The sequence below is a fragment of the Methanopyrus sp. KOL6 genome, from assembly GCF_002201915.1.
GTDB lineage: Archaea > JAADCQ01 > Methanopyri > Methanopyrales > Methanopyraceae > Methanopyrus.
This window is the reverse complement of the sequence record NZ_CP019470.1, coordinates 1,053,966-1,068,478: the sequence shown is the minus strand read 5'-3', so window position 1 is coordinate 1,068,478 and position 14,513 is coordinate 1,053,966. Positions and strand designations below refer to the sequence as shown.

Here is a 14,513-nt window from a genome sequence, read left to right as displayed (position 1 = left end):
GTCCTCATACCCCTTCTATCCATTCCAATACGATACTCCGCACCTCACCGCGCTTGGGTGGTTCTATGATTTCCCCCGGCTCTCCATCGGCTTCCCCGCAGAACATCCCCTCACTGACAACTCCGGAGAACTCCCTAGGCGGGAGCAAAGCAATGGACATAGAGTCGCCCTCCTCCACGTCGGTAAGGTTCGTAACGACGGTACGCTTGCCGAACCGGCCCGTGTTTACCACCGTGATGTAGAGGTTGTCCGCGTCCGGGTGTTCTCGGACGTTTCCGACTTCACCGACCACGCACAGTACGGCGTCGGACTCGTCCCTTATCTCGCGTTCGAAGACTTCATCGACGTGCTCCAAGTACTCAACGAGCCATCTGAGCTCGGGTTCCTTCGAATCGACGACGTCCTTCAGGACGGGCAGTGAGTCTTTCAGCCTCTCCGAGACGTCCTCCGGCGGCAAGTACGAGTACCTGAGCTCCTGGAGCGTCGACTCTATGGATCGCAGAACTTCCGTGAACCGTCGTCGATTGACACCGCTGTAGCCGCCGGAAGCGGCACGTTCCTTCACTCGGTTCACGTACGCCAGGAGCAGTCGTATCCTAGGGTCGTCCGGCTCGACGGGCTTCGTCAACGGCTTACACCCCGAGTTCGGATAGCTTCTCAGCCGCCTTCGGGTTACGCCTTCCGAGCTCTCGAAGGAGTTCGATGACCGGCTCTCCCGGTCGACCTTCGACCTTCGCGTGCACCCCCTGTACCCCTACTTTATCCCTGCGCGTCAAGGCGCGAACCCTCTCGTGAACCAACTGCGTGCTCACCCCGAGTTTCGTAGCAGCCTCTCCCTCGCGGCCTAGGATCGAGTACTCCACATGACCCCAGGGTTCGGGCTCGATCATCCTCAGTCGCTTATCCACGCCTGGAACCCGTTCGTCCAGCTTCAGCGAGTCGGGGGTGAGCTTTCCCGAAAAGTCGAAAAACTCTAGTTCACGGTCCGTCGGCGGCGTGATGGGGAATGTCACTTCAATGTCTTCCTCCATCGCGACCTTGATACGGACACAGTCCCGGGGTGTTGGTAGTACCGCGGTAACTCCAACCACCTCGAACGGTGCCGTGTCCATGAACGCGTCGACTACGTGAGGTGAGACAGGAGTTGGTACGAACACGTCCACATCGCTACCAGGTCTCACGTCGCCGCGGGCAACACTTCCATGTACCCAACCTTCCAACCCCAGCTGTGATAGAGTTTCCACGACCCTTCTGGCTCGATCCCTGAGCGCGTGTAGCAACTCCCAATGCTCTTCCGTATACCTCACTTCCCTCAAAGTTCACTCACACCGGGGGATTCCATTGGAAGCTGAAACGGTCGCGATCACACTCACAATCATCCTAGCCTCAATGATCCTGGGACGGGCAGCGGGAATGAAGTTCCGCTACGGTATCCTCTACCGTGCGACTCAGAGCGTCGATTTCATGGATCGTTGGCTGGAACATACGCTCTTGGACCCCGTTCTGAAAGTTTCGGTACGCGCATCCCCGATCCTGGGTTTCGCGGGCTTAACGTTCGCAATATATACGCTCGTAAAGGGGGCCTCGGAAGGTTCTGGCGGATTCACCGTACTCCTCCCGGGGATCACCTTACCATTCATCTCGGGCCTGGCATCGTTGGCGGTCATCCTGACAGTCCACGAGCTCGGTCACGCAGTTGCCGCGCGACTCTCAGGGATCCGGATCAAGAGAATAGGTTTCTTCCTGGTGGTCGTTCTCCCGGGTGCCTTCGTAGAACTCGAAGAGGAAGAGTTCCGATGCGCTCCACTGAGGCGGCGAATAGAGGTCCTCAGTGCCGGACCGGCGTTCAACGTGCTTACGTCGTTCATCGCTATGGGGGCCGTACTCGGCTTAAGCACGATACCGGGATACGTGACGTCGGGTGTTGTGGTCCACGGTAAGATGTTCAAGGACGTACCACTGCATGCAGGAGAGGTAATCAAGGAAGTCGACGGACAACCGGTTAAAACCATCGTCGACCTCCGACGGGCATTGGCGAACCATAAGCCCGGTAACGTAGTTCAGGTGGTCACGGATTCAGGAACCAAGTCGGTGGAGGTACACGAGCATCGAGGCCGGCCGGTGCTCGGCGTTTACGTCATACCGAACTTCGGAGGGTACTTCATCTCCGAGGTAATGGTGACGCTCGTGATGTTCCTCAACATGTTAGGGACGCTATCACTGGGCGTCGGTGTCGCTAACCTGCTCCCCGTCAAACCATTAGACGGTGGACGGATAGTTCACGAGGTGTTTCGTGAGGTGATGGATCCGCCTTTAGCTTCCCGTCTTTCGACCACAGTCTCCATAGTTGCACTGATCCTCCTCGTACTCAACTTGAGAGTACCTTATCAAGTACTGGGGACGTAACAGCCTTTGACAGCCATTACGGTACTCGAGAAGCCTGGGATCCGGATCAAAGCTAGGATGGAACAAGGCAGTGTCAGATTCGAAATGGAAGGTAAGCTCGCTTCACTCCTAAGACCACTCAAGAAGTTGTTCAAACACCTAGAGGAGGAGAAGCCGGCGGCCGTCCTCGAGGACAGAATTGTGTTCTCACTGTATCTACCGCCGTTCCCCAGTCGGGCGTTCACGCGTGTCCTCCGGGCGAGGCTGAAGTCTGAAGTCCTGGGCCGTCGCGTTCCAGAAGCCGTCACCATGGCCGTGACCTGTAAATGTCCATGTAACTGCGTGCATTGTAGTGCCGATAGACGGAAACCTACAGAACTCTCAACAGAGGACTGGCAACGAGCGATTCAGGATGCGCTCGACCTCGGCACCTACAACGTGACTTTCACCGGGGGAGATCCGCTCTTCAGAGAGGATTTACCCGAACTCATTCGAGCCGTGGACGGCAACCGAGCTGTCGCCACGGCGTTCACATCTGGGTACACTCTGGAAGACCGAGTGGAAGAGCTAAAAGAAGCCGGGTTGTACGCAATACACGTCAGTATCGACAGTCCGGATCCCGAGGAGCACGACGAACTTAGGGGTGTCCCCGGACTCTTCGAGCGGTGTATAAGTGGCATCAAAGCCGCTCTCGATGTGGGGCTACTAGTCGGAGTTTCGACTTATGCGACACAGGAAACCGTGGAGACTGGCAAGGTGGAGGACGTGGTCCGTCTCGCCGCCGACCTGGGAGCGCACGAGGTTACGATTTTCGATGCCGTACCGACCGGCCGGCTGCTTCACGAGGAGAGTGTGATGCTATCGGCCGAGCACCGGGAAGATCTCATTAACCTCCACCTCAAGTGGAACCACGAAAGGAGGAGTGGACCACGGGTCTCCACGATGTCTTACGTGAACAGCGAGCACGGAGCCGGGTGTTTCGCCGGGTACGTGCAGTGCCACGTGACTAACGACGGAGAAGTCACACCGTGTGACTTCACTCCGATTTCCTTCGGAAACATCCGCGAGGATGGACTAAAGGCGGCGTGGAAGCGAATTACTTCACACCCAGAATGGGGGAGGTGGAGACCTCATTGCAGGATGCAGGATCCGGAGGTTAGGCGGAGGTACATCCGCAAGATTCCACCAGACGCTACGTTGCCGGTCCGCATTGACGAACTCGAAGGGGACGGGAGTTGAAGGCGTATACAGCGCCTTTAGGCGAGATCCTTCGGGATCTAGATCCGGAGACCGCACGGCGCCTTGAGAAGCTCCTCGAGGATTTGACCGAGCGACTAAGGGAAGAACTTCCAGAGGACGAGTACGACCGCGTGCTCACCAAACTGGTTCAGGCGGATTTCGACGTTGAACTTGTACTAAAGACGCTTGACCGCGAGAAGGGCGTCAGGGAAGAGCTCCGAGAACTGCGTGATGAGATCGAACAGCTACGCAGTAGGTTGAAAGAGGCACGCTCGAAGCTAAGCTCTGAAACCGAAGAGCTCGAGAGCAAAGTGAATGACCTGGAGGAGAGGCACGAGAGACTCCTCGAAAGTTACGTTCAGGAGGCCTCGTCGCTCCTACAGAAAGCTCTAAGGTTGAACACTAAGTCGATTTTGGAGAAGATGCTACGAGATAGACTAGTTAACTAGTTAAACGTATATAGCCATGTTAGGAAACGTGCAGAAGGCGACCCATCGGGCATTCGACCTCAGAAGTGAATCCTCGAGGTCTCGGAGGAATTCTTTCCACTCCGCACAACTCCTCACCGGGAGTATGTAGTACCCGTCGCATCGAACACCTCCTAACGACTTCAACGGCCCGTCGAGCGAGCCCGAGAGTACCTGGAGGCGAACGTAATCCCACCGATCCCCGTAATACGTGTGGGTCAGGAGAGTTCCCAAGACCAGTTTGCAGTACGGGGACAGTACAGCGAACCATAGAAGCACGATCATCAATTCAGGTTCACGTACGTATCTCAACGCCAACATCCAGCTACCATGGACGTACGGAAGAGAAAATGCCCCGCCATCGATAGAACTCAAGACTAACAGAGAGGAAGCCAAGCAAGACAGAGGGTCTCTGGTGTTAAACACACCTAACAGGATCGAGAGAGACACTACCACGAATTCAGTGGCGAGGACATAGGTAGGGTACGTCTCCACCAGTGACATGCCACAGTGGATGTACATGGGGATCCTACAGACACGTTCGAGCGCCCAGGTAAGCGCTGCTTTGCCCAGATGGGTGTGGAGGGGCGAGTCTCCTTCGAGTACTCGGCCGTTGAACACGAAAAACTCCGAGCCTGGCGGCACACCGATCGACTTAGCGGCGACGCAATGGAGCAAGTTCGAGATGAATGGGAGTGCCAAGAGGAGGAGGCTCGTGACAAGTGGATCGGGACGCTTTCTTACAACCACAGATCCTACCGAGAGCATCGAGAGGAGTCCCAGGAAAGCTATGAGTTTAGAGCGGCTTCCACCCTCTAGCAGTAGGCACGCGGCCGGGACGTAGGATGGTGCTAGCGCGGTGACGAGGAGAATAAGAGTTAGAGCAGTGATCCCTACTGCCATGTTCCAGCGCAATCTACAGTAGTCCCCACCAGAAACTTAGCGCCACAGAGACGGCCACCGGTATCGTCACGTTGTCATTCGGCGTGGGCAAGCTTTCGACGAGCATTCCGACCCCTGCCGCTAGGATAGAGATCACCACATCCCCGGTCCAAGCCAGTGAGGCTAAGGCGGCGGTGGTGAAACCCACGAGGCTGCCCTCCACGGTCTTCCTGGGACTGTAAGGTATAGGGGTACGCCCGATGGCCTTGCCCGCAATCGTGGAGGCACTGTCCCCGACGGATAGGACGATGATCGTGACGTCGAGGACCTTTGTGTAGGGGCAGATGATTGTCGCCAAGAAGAGACCCATTACGAAGTGGAGCGTACCTTGACCGGGTATGTGCATCTCGTCGGGCCGTTCGAAGGCGTCTACGAGTTCTTTCGCTATTGGAACGTGAAAGCCGCGCCTTAACGCTAAGGATACGGATATACCAGCGATGAGACCTGAGAGTAGTAGTAAGGCGAACTCGTACACTCCGAGCGCGTGAAGGGGGACGAGGAACAGAAGACCGAACGTAGCGTGGATAAGCTGGCGGCCCAACTCCCTGTTAATCGAGCATTCCTGCGACAATGCGCGCAGCGCGCTCGGCCCCCCTTCCATCCATCATCCTGATTTTAGGTACCTTCCAGTCGATGGCTTGCTCTATGGCCTTCGCAATCCGCTCCGATGAGAGTTCTTCAGGAGGCACAGCGACCCCTAATCCCCGTTGGAGAACTCGCTCGGCGTTCACGTGCTGTTCGGGATGATTGGGCAGAGGTACCGAAACTACAGGCGTCCGTAAGCAGGCACACTCGGAGAGGGTCGTGTGGCCCCCGTGAGTAACGACCACGTTCGAGACTTTGATGAGTTCTAGGAGGTTATTCACGTACCGTAACTGAAGCCCGAGCCCGCCACCGACACGCTCTTCCGAGACGATGACCGGAAACACGTCGATCGACTTGGAGAGTAGATTAAGGCCTTCCACTGCGACCCGAACTATCTGACGGCTGTATTTGGACCCTCCGGCCGTGACTAAGACCACCGTCGCATCGTCCGGAATCCCGTACTTCCGACGTATCGCGTCTCTGGGCGGCAACTCATCGGGTCGACGCTTCAGGATGGGTCCCACCCACACGACCTCCGTGTCTATCTCCGGAACGTCGTAGGTGTCGTCGTAAGTGTCGGGTATGAGGACGATGTCGGCGAGTTCGAACATGCGTCGAAGTGTTCCGTTAATCAGTCGCACAAGAGAACCTTCGCCTGGTATTCTAAGCATATTCGAGATTACTATTGCCGGTATACCCATAACCTGAGCGGCGACGAGGGCGTGGAACTGACAGTCAGAAACGACGACCTTGCACCCGTGTCGCCGAATCACGCGCCGATCGGCCTCTACACCAGCGTAGAATCTCAGCGGCAAGTCGGGATGACGGCGTAGAAGTAAGAACAGATCGAATGAACCGTCCTCTGAGAACAACTCCATCTTAGGAAGCCCGTACACGGGTGCGTCTGGGAACTCACGGGTGAGCATCTTGCGTCCTTCACCGAAGGAGCTGAACACGGGTTCAAGCCCGATCCGACATAGCTCCCTACCGAGCCCCACCATCCTCGAAGCGTGACCGAACCCGAGGCCGAAGGCCGTACAGTACACATTCGTGTCATCACGTGCGGATACCGAAGAGGAGCGAAAGAAGGGTCACCCCCAGGAACGCCGTCGGGAGGAGTACTCTGATCACAGTCCTGGTAGTCTCCACGGAGTGAACTAGTCGCTGGAAGCTCCCCGGACCCGTGACTTCTACTTTCACCCATCCCTCCACGGGAACGACCTCGCACTCTTCGAGGTCCTCGATCGCCCCCTCGGCCGCACGTCTAACTGCCTTCAGTAACCTCCTCTTATCGTCACGTCCCATGATCTGCCCGAGCGGATTATAACCCCTGGGGTTAACCTCGTGGGAGTCGGAGGTGCAGACCACGACCTCTTCGGCGAGATCCCGTAGCGTTCGCTCTACCTCCTCCTTGAGTTCGCGTACTATGCTGTTCGAGTCGAACACTACGTATAGTGTGCGCGCCCCACCTGCCTCCACTGCCGCCACGGAGACACCACCGCTGCCCAAGCCCGTTTCAGGGTCAAGACCTGGATCGACGTGATCGAATCCCGCCCTGAGTCCTGGGATCGGTTTCACTCTCTCAGAGATCCTGCGAGCGTCCCGCATGAGCCGCCAGAAATCCTCGGAGAACACGTAAACCCTACCACGATCGGGATCTCCGAAGCTGTTGTGACAATCCGCAACCCAGCCACCAGTATCGCGTTCGAGGGCTATCCCAGTGGCAGCATCTATGTCGTCACTGGGCTCGGGATACTTCGACAGTACAAGGAAGAGTCTACCACCCAATATTTGTCCGACAGAATCCGTCTCTTCCCCGCGGACCGGAGCGGAACCTACACTGCAGCCCTCTCGATCCACGGCCTCGCGCACCAGCTTGACCGTCTCTTCCACGATCTTGCCAGCTTCCCGCCGATCCACCGGGTTGAAGTCGTGTGTTGTCGTGGAGTGGAAAACGAGTGGTACGATACCTTCTCTCAGCAACCGTCGCACGATCCTGCCTGGGAGGTCCCCTCCCCCAACGTCACCTAACGGGCCGGGGTGAATCCAAGGAATCACGAAACAACCTTTCACGTCGTTGTTCTTCGCCACAAACACGAATACCCGAACTGGGACCCGAACCCGCGTTCGGGTCTCCATACCCTTGAAAAGGGAGTGCAGAGAATGATCTCGGCCCGATTTGAAGGACAGGAACTCCCCGAGAGCGTCGGTTGTCCGGATGCCAAGTGATGCCAAGGTCAGTGCGTCGACAACTGCCACTACAGAGGCGCCTACGGTTCCCCCCGTAAGCGACGCCAGAAGGAGCGGTAGGAGATGGACTCCTGTCAGGGTGGCTAAGACCAACGAATCTATCACGAGGTACGCGAGCACGGGAACCACTCGAAGTACACCGGAGCGAACCGTACCAAGCAGAGCCAAGGTCAAGAACGTCGACATTACGCCTTTTACGACGGATACCGCAACGGTCCCTAGTGGGACGCTCAGGACTAGCGGTGCCGCATAGACTAAACCGACGAAAGGCCACCGATTCGGGGGCACGTCCCGCTTAGCGAGGCGGTCCAATAGTAGGGTGGCGAATGAAGCGAGCGCGGTTAACGTTACGTAGATCGTCAAGTAGGGCGAGTACAGTGCGGAGGTTCCTAGGAGGAGGACCCATCCTAGGACACAATCTCGGAGAGAGGGTAGTCGGAAGGACAAACGCATAAGACGGGCCAACGGGTGGGTTCCCCCGGGGACCCGTGTGGAAGTGTACGTGTACGTTGGGAGAGGTGGTCGTCAAATGTTCCTGCCGGAGAGGGACCCGAAGGAGGAAGAAGAGGCCGTGTTCTCGTATAAGGTCACGGAATCCTGCGGAGCACTGGTAGTCACTCCGACCGAGGAGGGACCGTCAAAAGACCTTCCCCCGGAGCGGGTCTTCGCGTACGGAACCCTTACTGACCCCGAGATGGTCGTCGGTGTCCTCAACAGGTTGCCTATGATCATCTACCCAGCGGTACTGGAGGGGTACGAGCTAGCGCTTGAGGACGTTGAGGGCCGGTACAACACGATCCGCGAACGGGAAGGATCGAAGGTAAAGGGAGCACTGCTCGCAGGGCTGAGTGATGAGGATGTCCGAGCGATAGACAGGTACGAGGGGTACCCAGTACTCTACGAGCGCGAGCTGGTAGAGGTGAAAACACCTTTGGGTTGTTATGAGGCATACGTGTACATCGCGCGGGAGTGACACTGATCGCATGACCTAAACTATAAGTACCATCCTTGACGTTGATCCAGGTGGCGGCGGGCTAGGCCGGCGGGCTGGCGGTCCGCTGTAACCCGAAATCCGCCTCATGCGGGGGCCGAAGCCGAGGGGGCGGTCCGGTCCCTCGGGGTACCGGCTCCCCGGATCCGACCGGTGACCCTCCGGCCCCCCGGGGGCCCGGGGTGGCGGGGCCGCCGCCGGAGGGCGGCGTGCCACCGCCTTTGCCGGGGCACCGGGTCAGGCCCGAGAGGGAGCAGCCCACCCCGGACCCGCGGCCGCTCGGGGGTCGCCGGAGGCAGGTCGGTCTGGGGAGTGCCGGGCCCCGTGGGCCGGATCCACCCCTCGGCGTGCCCGCCGCCGCCTCGGTGATTCGTTATCGTGTTCATAACGTTTTCCTACGTTGGAAGGATCGCGGAGCGACCTTGTCCTGCAAATTAGGACTGACATTCGAGGCATCCGTAGAGGTCACTCGGCTATTAAACGCTGGATGATCTCGGGATCCGGTTCCACGGGTTCGGGTAGCTCGCACACTTCCATGACCGCCTCCGGATCCTTCAAACCGTGTCCTGTGGTCACGCAAACCACCAGCTCGTCGGCGTCGATCTCACCTTCCTCCACGAACTTCCTGAGTCCCGCTATCGAAGCAGCACTCGCGGGCTCCACGAAGATTCCCTCCCGCGTCGCAAGCTCACGCTGCGCCCAGAGTATTTCCCCATCGGAAACCTCCACGGCCCAACCGCCCGAACATCGGATAGCTCGGAGAGCCTTGATGGCGTTCACAGGGTTGCCGATGCGGATTGCGGTGGCGACAGTCTCGGGCTCGGGATCCGGTTCGATGTTCTCCTTGCCCCGTCGAATCGCCTCGACGATCGGTCGAGCGCCTTCCGCTTGTACTCCGTACATCCTCGGGAGCTCGTCAATAATTTCCAGCCTGTAGAGATCGAGGAATCCCTGCCAGATCGCGCTGATATTGCCCGCATTGCCGACCGGCACGACTACCGCGTCGGGAACCTCCCAACCCAACTGTAAGCATATTTCGTACGCGATGGTACGCTGACCGAAGAGGCGGAACGGATTCACCGAGTTGAGTATGTACACGATACCCTCGTCTGCCATTTTCTTCACGACGTCCAAGGCGTCGTCGAAGTTGCCATCCACAGGGATCACGCGAGCACCGTGGAAGAGAGCCTGGGCGAGCTTACCTAGGGCCACCTTACCGGCCGGGAGGAGAACGACACAGGTAAGGCCCGCGCGGGCAGCGTAGGCAGCCAACGAGGCCGATGTGTTGCCCGTTGAGGCACATGCAACGACCTCCACACCGAGCTCCATGGCCTTGGTGACTCCCACGGTCATTCCACGATCCTTAAAGGAGCCCGTGGGGTTCTCGCCCTCGTTCTTCACGAACAACCCCCTAACACCGAATTCCTCGCCCAGTCTCGGACACGGGTGTAAGCCTGTACCACCTTCGGACATCGTGACGGGATCGTCCGTGTTCACGGGTAGAAGCTCCCGGAAGGCCCATACGCCGAGGCGACGACCCTCGAACGTCGACCGGCTCACTTCGATTTCGTCGTAGTGCAGTGCCACCTCCAGGAGCCCTCCACATTCGGGGCACCGTACCAGTGAATCGTCCTCGAACTCCGAACGGCATTCGACACACTCCAGGGTATAGTGCATTCAGACTGCCCCGCCTGGTCGAGGAGACCTTGGCCCTGATAAGGATGAGGCTCACCGGAATATGTCGCGGTCAGAATCCCTGACGATGGCTCGGGCCTCCCGAGGACCCTCGAATCGCTCGAGCTCTGGTTTGAGCCCGCGGAAGATGACCGCCGGTGTACCTTCGTCGGCCTGTCCCATTACGAGCTCAGCAGCGGAGGCCAGAAGATCACCGAGCGCTACAATCGTAGTTTTCAGCTCGCGACCGTAGAGATCGCGGTCCCCACGCCGATCGACCAGTACGGGTACTCCGGAGGCCCCGATCGCTACGCCGATAACACCTTCCCTGAAAGGTCGACCCTGAGTGTCGGTGATGATGACACCCACGTCAACTCCGACGAGTTCGAGGAGACGTTGGCGGAGCTCCCGGGCACTGCGGTCGGGATCCTCGGGCAGAACGATCACGTATCCGGGTGGTGCGTTCGATTCGTCGACACCGGCGTTGGCGCATACCATCCCACCTCGGACTTCCGTGATGATGAAGTCCGGACCGACCCGCACGATGGACTCTGCTTCCCGGAGGATGACTTCAACCACGCGCGGGTCTTTACCAGTTCGCTCAGCTAGGGTCTCAGCGAAGGGACTGGGATCGACCTCTTCGAGACTAACTAGGGCCCCCTCGGCCTTAGATACCACCGTGTGGGCGACCGCGAGGACGTCTCCCTCCTCGAGCTCCGCGAACTCCGCGATGAGTTCCGCGAGGTCGTCTCCTGGTCGTACCTTCCTCTCCAGCGGAACCGGCTCGATGCGAAGCGTGGGGAGTCCCCCCATGATCAAAGCCGTACTGTTCGATGTGGACGATACGCTGTACCCGTCTTCCAAGCTGGCGGAGGAAGCGCGTAGGAACGCCATCCGCGCTATGATCGAGGCGGGTTTAGAAACTGATCTGTCGGAAGAGGATCTGTATCGGGAGCTACAGGAGGTGGTAAAGGAGTACGGCTCGAACCACCCTAGACATTTCGATCTGTTGCTCAGAAGGATAGGGGCGGATCCAGAACCGAAGCTGGTCGCGGCGGCCGTAGTGGCGTACCACGACACCAAGTTCGCCTACTTGAAGCCCTACCCGGACGTTGTTCCGACGCTGATGCGGCTGCGGGAAATGGGGTTTAAACTGGGAGCGGTCACGAGCGGGCTAGCGGTGAAGCAGTGGGAGAAGTTAATCCGATTGGGTATTCACCACTTCTTCCACGAGGTGGTGATCTCCGAGGAAATCGGCGTGGAGAAGCCCAACCCGAAGATCTTCATCGAGGCGGCACGCAGACTGGGGGTCAAACCGGAGGAAGCCGTGTACGTGGGAGACCGATTGGACAAGGACATCAAGGGGGCAAACCGCGCAGGAATGGTGACGGTGAGGATCAGGAGGGGCAAATACCGGGACATGGAACCGGAAAGTGACGACGATGTTCCAGACTTCGAGATCGACAGGCCACGGGAGCTACTGGACGTCATCAGGGAATTAGCGAAAGACTAGGAGTCTCACGTCTAGACCACCGTGCCTCACCCATCGATCATGGCTCAACCTGAACCCATATTCCTCCATCGCAGCCCGCATCCAATTATCACGTGGCGTCACCGTCACGGCGACACTGACGAGATCCGAGAGAACGCTCGCGAGACCTCGGTAGAGTGTCTTCACGACGCTTGGATTCGCTATCTTGAGGCCGTACGGAGGGTTGAAGACGGCGGCGTCGAACTCGCAATCTCGGAGCTCCGGAACCTCCTCGAACAATCGGGTCGCATCTGCCAGATAGAGCTCCACGTCTACCCTGGCGGCCAGGACGTTGAGACGAGCTCCCTCATAATGTGTTCGAAACTTCTCCACACCTACGGCCTCTGTCTCCGGGTCTCTAAGTAAAGCCTCTATGGGCACCGTGGCGCCACCGCAGGTAGGATCGATGAGAGAGTCCGGGTTCCCTGCCAGCTCCAGCATGCCTTGAGCTATCACCGGGTTGAGTGACGCCGGATGATCATATACCCTATAACCGCGCTGGTGGAGGGATCGATCACCTGTCGTGCAAACTCCGACGATGACGGTGTCTCCAACGACGTCGGCCCTAACGATCACCGAGGGTGCGTCGAGATCCACCTGAGGTCTGAATCCCTCTTCCCTCTTTATCCGCTCGATGACTGCGTCACCGACGGCGGCCCCTACATCCACGCTGGTGAAATCGTGCTCCCCGAGCCGCGATGGCCGTACACCGAATGTATCGTGTTCGTGGATGTAACGCTCGAAAGGTAGTTCCTGGCAGCGCTCACGTATCTCCTCGAGGCCACGCTCGTCGCGGTGTTCGATCTCGAAGCCACCCAGGAGAACCGCGGCGCGGTGGATGGTTAAGGATCTGCGGTTGATCTCACGGGCGAGGTTGAGGGCTTCGTACTCCGAGCACTTTACGAGTACACGACCGCGTACGCCGAGGTAGTTCTCATGAACGGGTTTTCCGGTGATCTCACCGAGTTCCTGGGCACAGACGTCCTCGAGGCCCGGGGCGGTCGTGCATAGTACTCCCGAAGTCAAAGGAAAGGCTCCCGCGGGAGGATGTATATTTGGACGTGTGGGACTCCTCCCAGCTCTCCTATTTCATCCTCCTTGACGAGACCCGCGTCGACGACGACGGAGCAGGCGAGCTCACCTAAGGCGTTGATCGCGACCGTCTTCTCGTCCTCGTACTCATAGACGGCCTTCCGGATCTTCTTCGCGGCGCTATCCGGTTCGAGGGACTTTCCACCGTAGAAGTGCTCTGAGATCCGTAGGCTTCGCCCTTTGTACTTCAGCTCCTCACCCAGGAGATCTTCGTCGCACAGGGCGAGAACTACGGTGTCACCGGTCCCGTGGATGTTCAAGAATACTCGGGCCATTCACTTCAGCCTCCGAACCGAAGACCAAGCACCGCAAGCTTCGCACTTAAGAATCCACTGCCGATCTTCTCTAACGAGCTTAGTGTCGGGTTTCCCGCACTCCGGGCATAGCACGAATTCCTCAACGTAGTTCTTGAGTTCTTCCTCGATGAGCTTAGGATGGTAAACCCCGTGCAGGATGAGTCTACCACCGTCGATGTGTCCAGCGGTACCGAGCTCCTTCAGGAAGTACTTGGTAACGTGCTCAGGATCGCGATCGAGTTTCTTGGATATATCCTTGAAGTTGTGGATGACCGTGGTTTTACCCTCCACGGAGACCTTCGGCTTTGGCATCTCGAACCGGCGGTCTTCGAGAACCTCCTCGGGAAGCTGCTCGTAAGCACGCTCGAGGAGTTCCTCGTAGTCGTACTCAGCCACGGTTCACAGCCCCCAGCCGGTTTCGATTACGGACCAACGTTTCCCCCCGGGCAGGTCCATCGGGTACAGGAGCTCGCGCTCCTCCATCTCTTTAATGATCTTCTCGCAGAACTCCTCGTCCGCGAGTGGAACAACGGAGCGGATGACCTCGTGTAGTTCCTCCCTCGAGAACGTCTCTTCCTCCATCTCAAGCAGTTCCTTGTACACTATCTCGATCGCCTCGTCGAGTGTCAGGGGTTTTTCGACGGTAGGCACCTCGCCTCCAGACATTATCTCGTACTCCAACCTGCGGAAGAGTTCCTCGAAGTACGACGTGGGTCGAATTATTTCAGCCCTAAGCGCTACGGGACGGCCCTCTTCACGTGGCTCCATCGGACGGCCGATCACCTTGATCTGCCTCCACTTATCTAGTGTCCGGGCAGGCTCGTAACATTCATCGAACGCGAACACGTCGACAGAGCCCGTGTCATCGGTGACCGTGATCACGGCGAACTCCCGCTCCTCGTCCACGTACCGTCCAGAGAGCACCCCGACTACCAGAACCCTGTGAAACCTGACACCTTTAGGCGTGACGAAACCATCCTCAGTTGGTTCGGAATGCGCTAGTTCGCCGGCCGGCACACGGACGGCAGGATATCTACGGGAGAGTTCTTCACTCATGTTCA

General features: G+C 58.2%; 17 protein-coding genes and 1 other RNA gene. 6 read left to right on the top strand and 12 right to left on the bottom strand.

The annotated features are described in order from the left end of the window. Positions 1-4: 4 nt before the first annotated feature. Positions 5-628: a hypothetical protein gene (locus tag BW919_RS05875; RefSeq protein ID WP_157666103.1), complete on the bottom strand. Its 624-nt coding sequence runs from the start codon at positions 626-628 to the stop codon at positions 5-7. Between the two features lie 4 nt (positions 629-632). Further along, complete coding sequence (locus tag BW919_RS05870; RefSeq protein ID WP_232452965.1) at positions 633-1,307, bottom strand: nucleotidyltransferase domain-containing protein; 675 nt, start codon at positions 1,305-1,307, stop codon at positions 633-635. 34 nt (positions 1,308-1,341) lie between these two features. Between BW919_RS05870 and BW919_RS05865 the strand changes: the two genes are divergently transcribed. Genes BW919_RS05865 through BW919_RS05855 form a run of 3 tightly spaced genes read left to right on the top strand, consistent with a single transcriptional unit; the run spans position 1,342 to position 4,073 of the window. Next, entirely contained in the window at positions 1,342-2,406 is a 1,065-nt protein-coding gene (locus tag BW919_RS05865) for a M50 family metallopeptidase (RefSeq protein ID WP_088336096.1), read from the top strand. 6 nt (positions 2,407-2,412) lie between these two features. Next, positions 2,413-3,624, top strand: coding sequence for a radical SAM protein (locus tag BW919_RS05860; RefSeq protein WP_088336095.1), 1,212 nt, complete (start codon positions 2,413-2,415; stop codon positions 3,622-3,624). Next, positions 3,621-4,073: a hypothetical protein gene (locus BW919_RS05855; RefSeq protein ID WP_088336094.1), complete on the top strand. Its 453-nt coding sequence runs from the start codon at positions 3,621-3,623 to the stop codon at positions 4,071-4,073. Before BW919_RS05860 ends, BW919_RS05855 begins: the two co-directional genes overlap by 4 nt. Here BW919_RS05855 and BW919_RS05850 read toward each other — a convergent pair whose 3' ends face one another. The 4 genes from BW919_RS05850 to BW919_RS05835 are packed head-to-tail and all read right to left on the bottom strand — an operon-like array spanning position 4,074 to position 8,333. Beyond that, a complete protein-coding gene (locus BW919_RS05850; RefSeq protein ID WP_088336093.1) occupies positions 4,074-5,006 on the bottom strand; it encodes a hypothetical protein in 933 nt (310 codons plus the stop codon). Between the two features lies 1 nt (position 5,007). Then, the gene (locus BW919_RS05845; protein WP_157666102.1) at positions 5,008-5,574 is read right to left on the bottom strand and encodes a diacylglycerol/polyprenol kinase family protein; all 567 of its coding nucleotides are present in this window, start codon (positions 5,572-5,574) and stop codon (positions 5,008-5,010) included. Positions 5,575-5,581: 7 nt separating this feature from the next. Beyond that, positions 5,582-6,664 (bottom strand): UDP-N-acetylglucosamine--N-acetylmuramyl-(pentapeptide) pyrophosphoryl-undecaprenol N-acetylglucosamine transferase, encoded by a 1,083-nt coding sequence (locus tag BW919_RS05840; protein WP_088336091.1) that lies wholly within the window; start codon positions 6,662-6,664, stop codon positions 5,582-5,584. 10 nt (positions 6,665-6,674) lie between these two features. Continuing rightward, positions 6,675-8,333 (bottom strand): DUF2070 family protein, encoded by a 1,659-nt coding sequence (locus BW919_RS05835; protein WP_088336090.1) that lies wholly within the window; start codon positions 8,331-8,333, stop codon positions 6,675-6,677. Positions 8,334-8,358: 25 nt separating this feature from the next. On the opposite strand from BW919_RS05835, the gene BW919_RS05830 reads away from it, so the two are divergent. Together BW919_RS05830 and ffs are read left to right on the top strand one after the other, a co-directional pair. Continuing rightward, entirely contained in the window at positions 8,359-8,841 is a 483-nt protein-coding gene (locus tag BW919_RS05830; RefSeq protein ID WP_088336089.1) for a gamma-glutamylcyclotransferase family protein, read from the top strand. 54 nt (positions 8,842-8,895) lie between these two features. Beyond that, an RNA gene (gene ffs / locus BW919_RS05825) (signal recognition particle sRNA) lies at positions 8,896-9,216 on the top strand. Between the two features lie 108 nt (positions 9,217-9,324). Here ffs and thrC read toward each other — a convergent pair. After that, positions 9,325-10,536, bottom strand: a complete 1,212-nt coding sequence (thrC, locus tag BW919_RS05820; protein ID WP_088336088.1) for a threonine synthase — start codon at positions 10,534-10,536, stop codon at positions 9,325-9,327. A 51-nt stretch (positions 10,537-10,587) separates the two neighbouring features. Then, positions 10,588-11,346 (bottom strand): coenzyme F420-0:L-glutamate ligase, encoded by a 759-nt coding sequence (cofE, locus tag BW919_RS05815; protein ID WP_088336514.1) that lies wholly within the window; start codon positions 11,344-11,346, stop codon positions 10,588-10,590. On the opposite strand from cofE, the gene BW919_RS05810 reads away from it, so the two are divergent. After that, positions 11,345-12,046 carry a TIGR02253 family HAD-type hydrolase gene (locus BW919_RS05810; protein WP_232452865.1) on the top strand — a complete coding sequence of 234 codons (702 nt, stop codon included), beginning with the start codon at positions 11,345-11,347 and terminating at the stop codon, positions 12,044-12,046. The genes cofE and BW919_RS05810 overlap by 2 nt on opposite strands. Here BW919_RS05810 and BW919_RS05805 read toward each other — a convergent pair. The 4 genes from BW919_RS05805 to BW919_RS05790 are packed head-to-tail and all read right to left on the bottom strand — an operon-like array spanning position 12,032 to position 14,508. Next, entirely contained in the window at positions 12,032-13,090 is a 1,059-nt protein-coding gene (locus BW919_RS05805) for a class I SAM-dependent RNA methyltransferase (protein ID WP_088336086.1), read from the bottom strand. The two genes, BW919_RS05810 and BW919_RS05805, sit on opposite strands and share 15 nt — an antisense overlap. Then, positions 13,087-13,431 (bottom strand): DUF424 domain-containing protein, encoded by a 345-nt coding sequence (locus tag BW919_RS05800; RefSeq protein WP_088336085.1) that lies wholly within the window; start codon positions 13,429-13,431, stop codon positions 13,087-13,089. The genes BW919_RS05805 and BW919_RS05800 overlap by 4 nt, the downstream gene beginning before the upstream one ends. Further along, on the bottom strand, positions 13,432-13,848 hold the full coding sequence (locus BW919_RS05795) for a translation initiation factor IF-2 subunit beta (protein ID WP_088336084.1): 417 nt from the start codon (positions 13,846-13,848) through the stop codon (positions 13,432-13,434). Between the two features lie 3 nt (positions 13,849-13,851). Then, positions 13,852-14,508 carry a hypothetical protein gene (locus tag BW919_RS05790; protein WP_088336083.1) on the bottom strand — a complete coding sequence of 219 codons (657 nt, stop codon included), beginning with the start codon at positions 14,506-14,508 and terminating at the stop codon, positions 13,852-13,854. Positions 14,509-14,513 lie beyond the last annotated feature (5 nt).

Excerpts from the sequence above, each read along its gene's own strand:
- BW919_RS05810 (WP_232452865.1), top strand. The coding sequence starts at position 11,345 with ATGATCAAAGCCGTACTGTTCGATGTGGACGATACGCTGTACCCGTCT.
- thrC (WP_088336088.1), bottom strand. The coding sequence starts at position 10,536 with ATGCACTATACCCTGGAGTGTGTCGAATGCCGTTCGGAGTTCGAGGAC.
- BW919_RS05800 (WP_088336085.1), bottom strand. The coding sequence starts at position 13,431 with ATGGCCCGAGTATTCTTGAACATCCACGGGACCGGTGACACCGTAGTT.
- BW919_RS05790 (WP_088336083.1), bottom strand. The coding sequence starts at position 14,508 with ATGAGTGAAGAACTCTCCCGTAGATATCCTGCCGTCCGTGTGCCGGCC.
- cofE (WP_088336514.1), bottom strand. The coding sequence starts at position 11,346 with ATGGGGGGACTCCCCACGCTTCGCATCGAGCCGGTTCCGCTGGAGAGG.